Origin of the sequence: Longispora fulva, assembly GCF_015751905.1 — a bacterium.
Lineage (GTDB): Bacteria > Actinomycetota > Actinomycetes > Mycobacteriales > Micromonosporaceae > Longispora > Longispora fulva.
The window spans coordinates 8,294,637-8,308,240 of sequence record NZ_JADOUF010000001.1 but is presented as its reverse complement, the minus strand read 5'-3'; the positions used below and the strand labels follow the sequence as shown (position 1 = coordinate 8,308,240).

The 13,604-nt window shown below is 72.0% G+C and carries 9 protein-coding genes; 7 read left to right on the top strand and 2 right to left on the bottom strand.

The annotated features are described in order from the left end of the window. Positions 1–128: 128 nt before the first annotated feature. Positions 129–1,682, bottom strand: coding sequence for a bifunctional 3-(3-hydroxy-phenyl)propionate/3-hydroxycinnamic acid hydroxylase MhpA (gene mhpA, locus IW245_RS38415; protein ID WP_197007959.1), 1,554 nt, complete (start codon positions 1,680–1,682; stop codon positions 129–131). Between the two features lie 247 nt (positions 1,683–1,929). On the opposite strand from mhpA, the gene IW245_RS38410 reads away from it, so the two are divergent. Genes IW245_RS38410 through IW245_RS38395 form a run of 4 tightly spaced genes read left to right on the top strand, consistent with a single transcriptional unit; the run spans position 1,930 to position 8,891 of the window. Beyond that, the gene (locus IW245_RS38410; protein WP_197007958.1) at positions 1,930–5,964 is read left to right on the top strand and encodes an amino acid adenylation domain-containing protein; all 4,035 of its coding nucleotides are present in this window, start codon (positions 1,930–1,932) and stop codon (positions 5,962–5,964) included. Next, the gene (locus tag IW245_RS38405) at positions 5,961–7,208 is read left to right on the top strand and encodes a cytochrome P450 (protein ID WP_197007957.1); all 1,248 of its coding nucleotides are present in this window, start codon (positions 5,961–5,963) and stop codon (positions 7,206–7,208) included. Before IW245_RS38410 ends, IW245_RS38405 begins: the two co-directional genes overlap by 4 nt. 37 nt (positions 7,209–7,245) lie before the next feature. After that, positions 7,246–7,995 carry a 3-oxoacyl-ACP reductase FabG gene (fabG, locus tag IW245_RS38400; protein ID WP_197007956.1) on the top strand — a complete coding sequence of 250 codons (750 nt, stop codon included), beginning with the start codon at positions 7,246–7,248 and terminating at the stop codon, positions 7,993–7,995. 53 nt (positions 7,996–8,048) lie between these two features. Continuing rightward, positions 8,049–8,891 (top strand): metallophosphoesterase family protein, encoded by an 843-nt coding sequence (locus IW245_RS38395; protein ID WP_197007955.1) that lies wholly within the window; start codon positions 8,049–8,051, stop codon positions 8,889–8,891. Here IW245_RS38395 and IW245_RS38390 read toward each other — a convergent pair. Then, positions 8,888–9,700, bottom strand: a complete 813-nt coding sequence (locus tag IW245_RS38390; RefSeq protein WP_197007954.1) for a shikimate dehydrogenase family protein — start codon at positions 9,698–9,700, stop codon at positions 8,888–8,890. The two genes, IW245_RS38395 and IW245_RS38390, sit on opposite strands and share 4 nt — an antisense overlap. 177 nt (positions 9,701–9,877) lie before the next feature. Between IW245_RS38390 and IW245_RS38385 the strand changes: the two genes are divergently transcribed. From IW245_RS38385 to IW245_RS38375, 3 genes are all read left to right on the top strand, one after another. Continuing rightward, positions 9,878–10,336: a type II 3-dehydroquinate dehydratase gene (locus IW245_RS38385; RefSeq protein ID WP_197007953.1), complete on the top strand. Its 459-nt coding sequence runs from the start codon at positions 9,878–9,880 to the stop codon at positions 10,334–10,336. Next, positions 10,333–11,139: a thioesterase II family protein gene (locus tag IW245_RS38380; RefSeq protein ID WP_197007952.1), complete on the top strand. Its 807-nt coding sequence runs from the start codon at positions 10,333–10,335 to the stop codon at positions 11,137–11,139. The genes IW245_RS38385 and IW245_RS38380 overlap by 4 nt, the downstream gene beginning before the upstream one ends. 979 nt (positions 11,140–12,118) lie before the next feature. After that, a complete protein-coding gene (locus IW245_RS38375; RefSeq protein WP_197007951.1) occupies positions 12,119–13,498 on the top strand; it encodes a helix-turn-helix transcriptional regulator in 1,380 nt (459 codons plus the stop codon). The last annotated feature ends 106 nt before the right edge of the window (positions 13,499–13,604 follow it).

Sequence of the window (13,604 nt, the reverse complement as noted above, 5' to 3'; positions counted from 1 at the left end):
CCACGGTTGCTCGCATCGACCGCGCGGGAGCCACGGTGCGCGCGCGCCGATCGACGGCGCACGTGTCGCCGACGCTAGATGCTCGCCGCGGGCACCGGGATCCCTCAGGCTGACGGGTGACTGCCGCGTCAGCCCGCGCGCAGCCGGCCGCGCAGGCCGTCGAGGAGCCCGGCGACCGCGCCCGGACCGGCGGTGCCGTAGACGTGGAAGTCCGGCCGGACGAGCACGGCGGTCGCGCCCCGGTCGCGCAGATACGCCCCGTACACGCCGTCCACGTCGCGCGCCCGCCCGGGCGCCGCCGGCCGATCGGGGGGACCGATGTGGACGACGGTGGCGTCGATCTCGGCCAGGAAGGCGCGCTGGGCCTCCCCCAACGCTTCCGGCTCCTCGGTGGTGACCAGCACGAACCCACGTCCGACCAGGTCGTCGAACCGGCCGGTGACGCCGTCCACCTCGATCCGGCCGGCGACGATCACCTCGCCGCCGCCCCGGCCGGCGTCGGGCTCGAACAGCCCGGCGGTCAGCGGGGTCGCCTCGGGCGGCGGGGTGGTGCGCCCGCCGCCGTTGGCCCGGATCGCCGCGTCGCGGTCGGCCGCGGCGGACGGATCGGTCACGCAGATGACCCGGCCGAGCTTGACCGAGGCGAGGATGGCGGCCTTGGTGTGGCCGCGCCGCTCGACCGTGTAGCTGTCAAGGAGCCGCTCGTCGGCGCGGCCGGCGATGACGAGGTCGAGCTTCCACGCCAGGTTGCTGACGTCCCGGATGCCGGAGCACATGCCCTGGCCGGCGAACGGCGGCATGAGGTGCGCGGCGTCGCCGGCGAGGAAGATCCGGCCCACCCGCCACTGGTCGGCCCACCGGGCGTGGGACCGGTATGTGGCACTGCGCAGCAGGGTCGCCGTGTCGGGGGTGACGCCGTGCGGGGCGAGCAGGCGCCACGCCGTGCCGACGTCGCCGAGTTCGGCGGAGGACTCGTCGGGCAGCCGCATGAACTCCCACCGCCGCCGGCCGGGCCCGCTGCCCACCAGCGTCGTGGGCCGGGCCGGGTCGCACAGCTGCACGTTCGTGGGGACGAACTCGCGCGGTGCGTGCGGTCGGACGTCGCACAGCAGCCATTCGAAGGAGAGTCCGAGGTCGGTCACCGACACCCCGGCCAGGTCGCGCACGACACTGTTCGCGCCGTCGCAGCCGACCAGCCAGCCGGCCTGGAAGGTGTGGGTCGCGCCGTCGTCGTCCTCGGCGACCGCGGTGACGCCGGTGTCGGTCTGGCGCACGCCCACGACGGACAGGCCTCGGCGGACGACCACGGCGGGCTCGGCGGCGAGCGCGGTGCCGAGCAGCTCCTCCAGCGAGGGCTGGTGCATCGTGTTCGCGTCCGGCCAGCCGTACCGGCCGGTGGCGCTGAACGCGATGTCCAGCAGGACCTGACCGTCGACGCCGCGCCACTGGTAGCCGGTCGCGGGCTCCGAGATCCGTGGCAGGCCGGGGCCGACTCCCGCGGCGGCCAGCAGCCGGGCGGTCTCCCCGTCGAAGCTGGTGGCGCGGGGCAGCGCGAAGACCTCGCGGTGCCGCTCGAGCACTGTCACCCGGCGTCCCTTGCGGGCCAGCAGGCTGGCGAGCACGGCACCGGCCGGGCCGCAGCCGACGACGATGACGTCCGCCGGCGGGGTCGGGGAAGTCATGTCGCGCCTTCCTGCTGAAGCTGTCCGGGCTGCGCGAGCATACGAATCCGGCCCGCGACGCCACCATCCCTCGACCTGACGGTACGACGGGGAGCCGTCCCCACTACCAACGTGAGGGATTCCGGACCGGCGGGCGCGGAATCTACCGTTGCCAGCGAAACAGCATCTTCACGGCCTGCCGGCGCCGGCGCCTCGCCTCCCGGCCCATCCGTCGGTTGCGCCCGACGAGCTGTATTGGAGGCCACCGTTGCAGGGGCATGACCACTACGTCCGCCAGATCCTCGGCCGGCTCGACGCCGAGCCTGACGCGAACCCCGTTCTCCTCCGGGACGAGCCCTTCTCCGCCGCGCGGATCGCCGACGCGATCCGCGCCACCGCAGCGTCGATGCGCGGTGCCGGAATCGGCCCGGGCGACTCCGTGGCCGTCCTGACGAGCCCGAACACACTGTCCACCCTGGTGTACCGGTACGCGGTGAACCTGGTCGGCGGGACGGTGGTCCACATCCGTGGCGTCAACGCCGCCGACCCGCGCGACGAGTTGCGCCTGCGCACCCAGGCCGACATCCTGGCCGAGGTCCGGCCGAAGCTGCTCGCCGTGGACCGCGACAACCTCGACCGGGCCCGGACGCTGCGTGCCGCGGCGGGATGGCCGGTCCGGCTCACCGCTCCCGGCCAGCACGGCCCGGACGTCCTGGACGTCACGGGGTGCCCTGCCTCGGAGTTCGACGACGCGACGGCCGAGCAGGCGGAGATCGCCGTGGTGACGTTCACCAGCGGCTCCTCGGGACGTCCCAAGGGAATCAGCTGGTCGTTCGAGGTCAAGAACGACATGCTCGCGACCGCGGCCACCGGCGAGCCGGCCGTCTGCCTCATCACCGGGCCGTTGACCCACTCGAGCGGCTTCTCGGCAGACGACGCCATCATCGCCGGCGGCAGCGTCGTGCTGCACCACGGGTTCGACCCCGAGACCGTGCTGCGGGCCGTCGACCGGCACGGCGTGACCCGACTGGTACTGGGCGCGCCGGAGGTCTACGCCCTCACCGAGCACCCGGCGTTCGACGGCAGCGACGTGTCGAGCCTGCGCGAGGTGTTCTACACCGGCAGCCCGGCGGCCCCCGAACGGGTGGCTGCCGCGGCCAAGGCGCTCGGTCCGGTGCTGTTCCAGGCGTACGGCACCAGCGAGACGGGCATGATCAGCCTCCTCACCCCGCAGGACCACCTCGATCCGGACCGGCGGCGCACCGTCGGCCGCGCCCCCGGGAACGTCCGGATCACGATCCGCGATCCGCGGGACCACGCCCGGGTCCTCCCGGCCGGTACCCCCGGCGAGATCTGTGTCATCGGCCGCTGGGCGATGAGCCACTACTGGAACGACCCGGAGCAGACCGCGCGGACGGTCCGCGGCGGGTGGGTGCGCACCGGCGACATCGGCCAGCTCGACGAGTCCGGGTACCTGACCCTGCACGGCCGGCTCGGCGGTGTCCTCAAGGGCAACGGCGTCAAGATCTACCCGGAGGCCGTGGAGCGCGTTCTCCTCGAGCACGCCGACGTCGCCCAGGCCGCGGTGTTCGGGGTCGAGGACTCAGACCGGCTGGACGAGGTGCACGCGGTGGTGACGCCCGCCGCCGGCTGCACCCCCCGACCGGCCGACCTGCGGGCGCACGTCGCGGAGACGCTCGGCGACAGCCACGCGCCCCTGGAGATCGAGGTCCGTGCCGAACTGCCCCTGCTGGGCTCGGCGAAACCGGACCGCGGGCTGCTGCGTCAGCAGGCACTCGCGGCACGGTTCTGGCGGTCGTCGCTCGCGGGCGTCGACGACGCCACGATGCTCCGGGACATGCTGTCCACGCCCGTCGCCGCCGCGCCCGCCGTCTCGGCCTCCAACGCCGTCACGGCCGCGGACGCCGACCCGGTTCTCGTCCGGCGGCTCGACGCGGCGGCCCTCCGGTCGACCGCAGGCGACGTGGCCGAGGAACACGTGCTGCGCGGGTTGTGGGCGGTCCTGCTCCGCCTGCTGGGCGCCACCTCCCCGGTGGTGTTCGGGACCCGCGGCTCCTTCGCCGTCCCCGGAGACGACCTCGACATCCGCCCGCTCGTGGTGGCCGCCGAACCCGGTGACCCGATCGCCGCGGTACTCGAGCGGGCCCGGCGGGCCGCGGACGCGGCGGCGGAGCACGCCGTGCTCGGGCCCGAGGGTCGCGCGTCGGTCGACGCCGCCGTCGACACGCTGTTCGACACCACCCTCACCTTCGAGTCCCCCGACCAGCCGCTGTCCGAGATGTCGACGCCACCGGCGGTCGAGCTCCGGGTCGGTCGGGACGGCGACGGGCTCACCCTCACGCTGCGCACCGACCCGGGCCGGATCGGCGGCGAGCCGGCGCGGCAGGTGCTCGACCTGTTCGTCCACCTCCTCGACGGGTACGTCCGGGAGCCCGACCGGCCACTCGCGCGGGTGGACGTCGTGGACCCCGGTACCCGTCTTCTCGTTCCCGGAGACGCGGTCCCCCAGCCCGCCGCGACCCTCGGCGAGCTGTGGCGGCGCGCCGTGGACGGTCACGCCGACCGCCCGGCGGTGGACGAGGCCGACACCACGGTCACCTACGCGGAACTCGACCGGCGCGCCGGACGCCTCGCGGCCGTGCTCGCCGCGGCGGGTGCCGAACCGGGGAAGCTGGTGGCCCTCGCGCTGCCCCGCTCGCTGGACATGATCACGGCGGTGCTGGCGACGGCCCGGACCGGCGCGGCGTTCGTCCCGGTCGACCCCGGCTATCCCCGGGACCGGATCGCGGCCATGCTGGAGGACTGCGATCCGCAGGTGGTGTGCGGTCTGGGGTCCGGCGACCTGCCGCTGACCCGCCCGTGGCCGCGCGTCCTGCTGGACGACCCGGAGGTCCGGGCCCGGCTCGCCGGGGACTCCGACGCGGATCCGCGGGTGACCCCGACGCTGGAGGACCTCGCGTACGTCATCTACACCTCCGGCACGACCGGCCGGCCGAAGGGCGTCGCCGTCACCCACGCCGGGCTCGCCAACCTCGCCGCGACGAAACGGGAGGGTCTGGGCCTCGACGGTGAGTCCCGGCTGCTGCAGTTCGCGTCGCCGAGCTTCGACGCGTTCGTCGCCGAGCTGATGGGCGCGTTCACCGCCGGAGCCACGGTGGTGGTGCCACCGGCCGGGCCGCTCGCCGGGGAGCCGCTGGCGGCGGTCCTGCGCGACCGGCGGGTCAGCCACGCCATTCTCCCGCCCGTGGCGCTCGGCAGCATGGATCCGGGGGCCGTGCCCGGGCTCCGGGGCCTGATCAGCGCCGGGGAGGAGTGCCCGACGGATCTCGCCGCGCGCTGGTCGGCCGGCCGCAGGATGGTCAACGCGTACGGCCCCACCGAGGTCACCGTCTGCGCGACGCAGAGTTCGCCGATCACGGGCGGCGATCGGCCGCCGATCGGACGACCGATCGCCGGCGCCCTGGTCTACGTGCTCGGCCCCGGGCTGCGACCGGTGCCGCCGGGGTTCCGCGGCGAGCTGTACGTCGCCGGACCCGGCGTCGCCCGCGGCTACCTGAACCGGCCGGGACTGACGGCCGAACGCTTCGTGGCGGACCCGTACGGACCGCCCGGGAGCCGGATGTACCGCACCGGCGACGTCGCCGCCTGGCGCCCCGACGGGAGCCTGGACTTCCACGGCCGCGCCGACGACCAGGTCAAACTGCGGGGCTTCCGGATCGAACCGGGTGAGGTGGCCGCCGTCCTGGAGGAACTGCCGAGTGTCGCCCGGGCGGTGGTCCGGGTCCGCGAGGACGACGCCGGACGGCTCCGGCTCCTCGCCTGGGTCGTGCCGGTCGACGCGGCCACGCCCACCCGGGACGACCTCCGCGAGCACGCCGCACGCCGGTTGCCGGAACACATGGTGCCCACCGGGTTCGTCCTCGTCGAGGCGCTGCCGGTGACGCCGAACGGAAAACTGGACGCCGCGGCGCTGCCGGAGGTGCCGCACCGCGAAGGTCCCGCCGACCCGGGGGCGACCCTGCGGGCCCCGCAGACCCCGGCCGAACACGCGTTGTGCGCCATCTTCCGGGATCTCCTCAAGACCGCCGAGATCGGCCTCGACAGCAACTTCTTCAACCTGGGTGGCGACAGCATGATGGCCATCTCGCTGATCCAGCGCGCCCGCGCCGCCGGTCTGGGCATCTCGCCCAAGGAGATCGTCGAGCACCCGACGGTCGGGGCCCTGGCCGCGGTCGCGACCCCTCTCCAGTCCCCGACTCCCCCCGCGGAAGGCCGCAGATGACTCGCCCGATCGTCAGCCCCGATGACCTCGACTCGCTGGACCTCGCCGATCCGGTGCTGCACGCCGAAAACGACCTCTCCGAGGTGTGGCGGCGGCTCCGCGACGAGCGGCCCTACCACTGGCAGCCGCCGCGCGGGGACCAGCCCGGGTTCTGGGTCTTCACCCGCTACTCCGACGCGATGACGGTCTACCGCGACAAGGAGACCTTCACCACCGAGGGCGGCAACGCGCTCGCCACCCTCCTCACCGGCGGCGACTCGGCGTCGGGCTCCATGCTCGCCGTCACCGACGGCCCGAAGCACACCCAGCTGCGCAACGTGCTCAACGCCGCGTTCTCGCCCCGCCGGCTCAAGAGCATCCGTGAGGCCATCCGCAAGACCATCGACGACCTGATCGTCGCGGCGATCGACAAGGGCTCGTGCGACTTCGTCCACGACGTGTCGGAGAACATTCCGCTGGGCGCGATCTGCGGCCTGATGGACGTGCCGGAGGCGGACCGCCGCTACCTGCTCGGCCTCACGTCGCACGCGTGGAGTTCCGACTACGCCGACGCCCCGCCCCAGGAGAGCTGGCAGGCCAAGAGCGAGATCCTGCTGTACTTCGCGGACCTGGCACACACCCGGCGCGGCAACAATGACTCCGACGACGTGGTCAGTCTGCTGGCCAACTGCCACATCGGCGGGGAGCCGCTGAGTGACGCCGACCTGATGTCCAACTGCTACGGGCTCATGATCGGCGGGGACGAGACCGGACGGCACGCGATCTCCGGCGGCCTGCAGGCCCTGGTCGAGTGGCCGGACCAGTGGCGGGCGCTCAAGGAGGGCACCGTCGGCCTGGACACCGCCGCCAACGAGGTGCTGCGGTGGACCGTCCCGTCCCTGCACGGCGGCCGCCTGGCGACCGCCGACACCGTGGTGGGCAACCAGGCGGTCAAGCGGGGCGACATCGTCAGCGTCTGGATCGCCTCGGCCAACCGGGACCCCGAGGTCTTCGCCGACCCGGACCGCTTCGCCCTCGACCGCACCCCGAACAAGCACCTGACGTTCGCCTTCGGCTCGCATATCTGCCTGGGGCACACGTTGGCGCGGATCGAGGTGGAGGAGGTCCTGGACTCGCTGCGCACCCTCGTCTCGTCCGCCGAGCAGACCGGGCCGGAGCGGTGGATCTACTCCAGCATCCTGCACGGGATGAGCTCGTTGCCGGCCGTCCTGAAGCCGGAGCCGAACGCGCGGATCGGCCGATGAGCTCCCCCGTCACCCGGTCGTCCGGGGCCGGGTCCGCGTGACCCGGGTCGCGATCGTGACCGGCTCGGCCCGCGGCATCGGGGCCGTCGTCGCCGACCAGCTCGCCCGGGACGGTGTCGGGGTCGCCATCCTCGACATCGACCCGGCGGCAGCGGCGGCCACGGCGGCCGACATCGAGCGGGCCGGCGGCCGGGCCGTCGCGCTCAGGACCGACGTCAGCGACCCCGACGCGGTACGCGACGCCGTCGCCGAGGTCGCCGACGTCCTCGGGCCGCCCGGCATCCTGGTCAACAACGCCGGTACCACAAGGGACGGTCTGCTCTTCGGCCTCTCGGCACAGGACTGGGACCTCGTCCTCGGCGTGAACCTGCGCGGCACCTTCCTGATGACGCAGGCGGTCGTCGAGCACATGTCCAAGCTCGGCTGGGGCCGGGTGGTCAACCTGTCGAGCATCGCGGCGGTCGGCAATGTCGGCCAGGCCAACTACTCGGCGGCCAAGGCCGGCATCGAGGGTCTCACCAAGACGCTGGCCATGGAACTCGGCCCGCTGAACATCACCGTGAACGCCGTGGCCCCCGGCTACGTGGCCACGGAGATGACCGCGGCGCTCGCGGCCCGCGCCGGCCGGACCGTCGCGGAACACCAGGCCCACGCCGCGGCCGGGATCCCGCTCGGCCGGGTCGGGCAGCCGGTGGACATCGCCAACGTCGTGACCTTCCTGGCGAGTGACCGCGCGTCCTTCGTGTCCGGCCAGATCATCCACGTCGCGGGCGGACCCGTCTGCTGAACCACTCACCCTGGCAGCTGTGCGCGGGTGCCCGGGGTTGGCACGATGGGTCGGTGAACACGGAGCCGTCCCTCTACGCCGTCAGCGACCTGCACGTCGGCTACGAGGAGAACCGGGCCTTCGTCGCCGACAAGCTGTATCCGGACAACCCTGGGGACTGGCTCGTGGTGGCCGGCGACATCGGCGAGTTCATGGCGGACATCGAGTGGACGCTGTCGCTGCTCGCCGGCCGCTACGCCCAGGTGGTGTGGGCGCCGGGGAACCACGAGTTGTGGACCCCGCCCGCCGACCCGCAGCAGCTGCGGGGCCAGCAGCGGTACGAGCACATGGTCGCCTTCTGCCGGCGCGCGGGCATCCTCACGCCGGAGGACCCGTACGCCACGTGGCACGGCCCCGGGGGTCCGGTCGTCATCGCTCCCCTGTTCGTGCTCTACGACTACTCGTTCCGCGCGCCGGGCACCCGGACCAAGGAGGAGTCTCTCGCCCGGGCCCATGAGGCCGGCATCGTGTGCAGCGACGAGTACCTGCTCGATCCGCAGCCGTTCGCCAGCGTCGACGCGTGGTGCGCGTACCGGCTGCGGTACACGGCGGCGCGGTTGCGGGAGCACCAGGACGGGGCCCGGCTGGTGCTGGTCAACCACTTCCCGCTGAGCCGCCGGCCCACCGAGGTCCTGCGGTATCCGGAGTTCGCCCAGTGGTGCGGCACCGAGTCCACCGCCGACTGGCACGTCCGGTTCCCGGTCGAGGTGGTCGTCTACGGCCACCTGCACATCCCGAGGACCACCTGGTACGACGGCGTACGGTGCGAGGAGGTCTCCTTCCGCTACCCCTCGGAGCGCCGCCGGTGGCCCCAGGAGCGCACGGTGCCGCGCCGGATCCTGCCCTACGGGAACTAGGCCCCCGGGGCGAAGTACCCGAGGTACAGGTCCATCTGGTTGCGGAGCATCGGCTCCCCCGGCAGAACGGGGCGACCCAACCCGGCCGCCTCCCGCAGCAGCCGCGTCTCGCGGGGCTTCATGACGATGTCGGCGACAAGGGCACCCGGTCGGGACTCCGCCGGGTCGAACGGCAGCGGATCGTCGGGCCCCATGCCCAGCGGCGTGGCGTTGACGACGATGTCGGCCGACTCCAGACCGGTACCCGTGAAGATCCTTCCGGGCCAGTGTGGACTCAGGCGCTCGGCGACCTCCTTGACTCTGGTGTCGTCCACGTCGCTCAGGGTCAGACGGTCGACGCCGGCCCCCAGCAGCGCCGGGGCGATCGCCGCGCCGGCGCCACCGGCCCCCACCAGGACCACGTGCCTACCCTCCGGCCGGTGACCTGCCTCGACGAGCCCGGCGACGAACCCCGCGCCGTCGAAGTTGTCGGCGTGCCAGGTGCCGTCGTCCAGCCGCCGCAGGGCGTTGGCACCCCCGGCGAGCTCGGCCGCGGCGCTGCGGACATCGGCGTACCGCAGCACGTTGACCTTGTGCGGCACCGTCACCAGCAGGCCCACCACGTTCGCGGTCGCCTGCAGGCCGCGCACGACGGTGCCGAGGTCATCGGGGCGGACGTGCGCGGGGATCACCACGATGTCGACGCCGCGTGCCGCGAACAGCCGGTTCAGCAGGGCCGGCGCCCGCACCTGCGCGACCGGATCGCCCAGCACCGCCACCAACCGGGTCTGCCCCGTGATCGTCGTCGCGTCCCGGGTCGGATCGGGCATGGGATCTCCTTCGGCTACGGGTGGCACGCTGCGCCGTGCCAGGTCAGTAGACTCCACGACCACTCCCGCCGAACACTGTCAGGCCGGGTAGTTGTCCGCGGCCCCGTGCGACGACGAGCATGACGACTGACGGCCGTCCGCGGTCGCGTGTCCCGCGACACTGTCAGGAGATCTCCCATGACCACCCTCCTTCTGCTCAACGGGCCGAATCTCGGAATCCTCGGACAACGCGAGCCGGAGATCTACGGCCACGACACCCTGGACGACATCGCGGGGTACGTCGCCGACGAGGTCGCCGGGGCCGGCTGGAAGGTCGTCTCGGTCCAGGACGAGTCCGAGGGCGAACTCGTCCGGGCGGTGCACGCGCACCGCTTCTCGACCATCGGCGCGATCGTCAACCCCGGCGCGCTGATGATCGCGGGCTGGAGCCTGCGCGACGCGCTCGCGGCCTACCCGCGGCCGTGGATCGAGGTACACCTCAGCAATGTCTGGGCCCGGGAGCAGTTCCGCCACGAGTCGGTCATCGCACCGCTCGCGAGCGGGGTCGTCGTCGGACTCGGCGCGCTCGGCTACCGCCTGGCCGCCCGGGCGCTGCTCCAGCTGTGCGACACCGACGCGGCGCGGGAGACCCGATGACGACGTCGGAGTCGCCGGCCCGGTCCACGACCTGGCTCCGCCGCTTCCGTCCGGCGGCCGACGCGGCCGTCTCCCTCGTGTGCCTGCCGCACGCCGGCGGATCGGCCAGCTTCTTCTTCCCCGTGTCGCGGGCGCTCGCCCCGGCGATCGACGTGCTGGCCGTCCAGTATCCCGGCCGGCAGGACCGCCGCCACGAGCCGAACATCGACAACCTGCCGGAACTCGCCGACCGGATCGTCGACGCGCTGACCCACATGGTCGATCGGCCCTTCGCGCTGTTCGGGCACAGTATGGGGGCGATGCTGGCGTACGAGATCGCGCTGCGCCTGGCCGCCGCCGGACTGCCAGCGCCCACGAGGGTCTTCCTGTCCGGGCGGCGGGCACCGTCGCGCCACCGGGACGACCGGGTCCACCTGATGTCGGACGGCGAGATCCTGGCCCAGATCCGTCGGCTGAACGGCACCGACCTGATGGCGCTGGACGACCCGGACATCCGCGACATGATCCTTCCCGTGGTACGCAACGACTACCGTGCCGTGGAGACCTACCGGCACGATCCGTCCCGCGTCCTGGACTGTCCCGTCACCGTGCTCACCGGCGACCGTGATCCGCTGGTGACCGTGGACGAGGCGCGCGCGTGGGAGGAGCACACCACCGGGCCCACGGATCTGCTGGTGCTGCCGGGTGGGCACTTCTACCTCGTGGAGCAGAGCGAACGGGTGCTGGACGTCATCCGGCGGCGGCTTTCCGCGTCCGGGGGGTCGGCGGCCTCGCCATCCTCCGCCACCGGTGGCCGGCTCTGACCTCCGACGCATCCTGGGCCCCCTGGTAGCCGCCGAGCTGATGCACAGCGGTGGTCCGGCCTACCGCGCTCATCGCAGCCGATCCGCCGCTCCGGTCTCCAGAAGCGCTCAGAGCCCTCGACGGCGACGGCCTTGTCGGCGACTCAGCCCCTGATCTCCTGATGCGCTCGGAGCCCTGGGCTCGGCCGAGAACGGCTTCCCGCACCTGATCCACATCGTCGCGGCTCTGATCCGTGGCAATGGCCACAGCCCGACAGGCGGCAGCCAGGGCCAGGCCCCTGGAGCCCGGCGGCAGCAGCCCTGCCCGGGGCCGGCGCGAAGTCCGTTGGGGGCGCCGAGCCGGCACTCCAACCGTCCGGTCCCACAGGTCCTCCGGTGCGCGCCGGGTCACCGTGGTCGCGCGGCGCGCCGCCCCCGCGAACACCCTCGGACTACCCACGGTGACCAGAGCGCCGTCATGGAGCCGGCGAACAACGGCACCGTCGTGCGCACTCGACAACCGTCCTGATGAGACTGATGCCTGCCCGCGCGCGACCCGGAGCCTCCTATATCGACAAACCCGTTCCGCAGTCAATCCCCTACCCGGCTGGCATCCCGACAGTGACGCGCCAACGCCTGTCTGTCGACACGCCCCGCGAGGACTGCCGACGTGCTGTCGAGTGCCCGACAATCACCATGCGGCCGTCAGCGCCGGTGTGCGCGCGCAACACCCGCCGCCCGCGGGCGGCTCGCCCCGGAAGCCGGCTGGCTGAGCAGGCCATTTTGCCCTCGAACGCGCCCACGCTCACGCAAAGTTGAATCTCCCATCACAGGATTGACACCAATAAATCGCCCTGTCAACATGGGTGATGCTTGCCCGTTGGTGATCTTTGGTAGCTTTGCCTCTTGAACCCGCACGTCCAGTGAAGAGAACTATCTAGTCGGCACTCTGCGTCAAGTAGTTGACAAATTCAACATACTGTCACACGGGGGTTTGATCTTGATCGACCGACGACGTGAGCAGATTATCGGTGATGAAACCCGTGCATATATGTCATCAAACTGCATAACCACAGGAATTCTTACACAGGCTCGTGCGAGCTGGCGGTCCGGAGATCTCGGGGCAGGGATTTCGTACGCGAAGGCCGCGGCCCTCGCGAACTGCGATAGGTGCCAGGAACCCTGCGCGCTCTACGCCCGACTGCAACAGGCGCTGTTCTTCGCCCTGATCCGGCGCATTGACGAGGCGCGGCAGATCCTCGATGAGGTGACGGCCAACCCGGCAATTCGCGACGATCCGAAGTTCACAGCTATTACGACGCTGGTGGAAGCGAAGATCACGCTGGTAAATGGCGATCTCGTCGACGCGGCGGCGCAATCGGAAATCGGCCTGCAACTCGCGAACGAGGTCGGCCTGACGGCGTGGACGCCACTGGGCAACCTCATCCTGGCGACGACGGCACTGCGGCGCGGTGAACTATCGACCAGTATCTACTATGCCAATCGACTCAAAGAGGACGCGGTATTCGGGCGCGAAATGCTGTCCGCCGGCCAATCCGCGTGGATCGTCATTCAGGTCACCGAGGCGGAGAAGGGTCGCGAGCACGCCGCGATGCTCGCCCGGGAGCTGCTCGAGTCGGAGGCGACCACCCGTTCGCTCCTCACCGACGAGCCTTCGGCCATTCCGTGGCTCGTGCGGCTCATGATCAGCCATCGTCGACCGGACCTGGCCAGGTACGGGGTCCGTCTCTCCGAGAGGCTCGCCGCCGAGAATCCCGATGTCCCCGAGATAGCCGCCGCGGCACTGCACGGGGCGGGGCTGTTGGAGGAGGACATCGACATGCTCCGCAGGGCCGCCGACATGCACACCGACCCCTGGGGGCGCGCGCTGGCGGTCGAGGACATCGGCATGCTCCTGGCCGAGGGGCGCGAGGGCTGCCCCGAGGCGGTGGAGAATCTCGAGTTGGCGATGCGCTCGTATGCTGAGATGGGTTCGCTCCGCGATTCCTCCCGCGTCCGCAGTGGCCTGCGGTGCATCAACGCCAATCCGCAGTCGCAGGCCAGATTCTGGCCGTCCAGCGGCATTCCGGGCCTGACCGACACTGAGTACGCGGTGGCGAAGCTGGTCTCGAACGGCCTCACCAACGGGCAGGCCGCGAATCAGATGTTCCTGTCCCGGCACACCGTGGCGTTCCATCTTCGCAAGATCTTCCAGAAGATCGGCGTCAAGTCGCGGCTCGAGCTGGCGGTCATGTGGAACGAGCTGGCCGCGGACGCCGGTAACGTCCGTGCGCGGAGCGGGGTCGGCGAGTCCGGCGCACCGTCCACTCGAGACGATGACCTGTCGAAGCTGATTCCCCGGCAGCTCCGCGCGGGGTGAGGTCGCAGGACGACCTGTCGACGTCGCCCCGGGGCCCGGTGCCGGGCACCCCGGGGCCGATCCCGGAGAGTCAGCCGGACGTCTCGAGGCCCCTGCCGGAAAGTCA